Annotated in this window: 1 protein-coding gene; it reads right to left on the reverse strand. The window is 74.8% G+C overall.

The window, feature by feature from the left end; translation table 11 throughout:
* Positions 1-165: 165 nt before the first annotated feature.
* Entirely contained in the window at positions 166-315 is a 150-nt protein-coding gene (locus ACTIFS_RS18495; RefSeq protein WP_439575600.1) for a biotin/lipoyl-containing protein, read from the reverse strand.
* Between the last annotated feature and the right edge of the window lie 2 nt (positions 316-317).

The following is a 317-nucleotide window of genomic DNA, read 5'->3' on the forward strand; positions in this document are numbered from 1 at the left end:
CCCCCCCGGGGGGGGGTGTGCGTCTTCCCCCCCACCGGGGGGGTGGGGGGGCGGGGGAGTCTGCGCCTGAATCGGCCCTGCCCCCTCACCCGGCCTGCGGCCGACCTCTCCCCGTCGGGGAGAGGTGAAGCGCGTCGACCGCGGCGCCCGTTCACTGCACCATGCTCACGCCGCCTTCTCCTCCGTTGCCTCGATGGCGGCCACCGGCGCGCCCTCGGCCACCTGCTCGCCGGCCAGCACCGCCACCATGGTCACCGTGCCGGCGGAAGGCGCCACCAGCGTATGCTCCATCTTCATCGCCTCGATGACCGCGATCC

This window comes from Phreatobacter sp. (assembly GCF_051860605.1).
Taxonomy (GTDB): domain Bacteria; phylum Pseudomonadota; class Alphaproteobacteria; order Rhizobiales; family Phreatobacteraceae; genus Phreatobacter.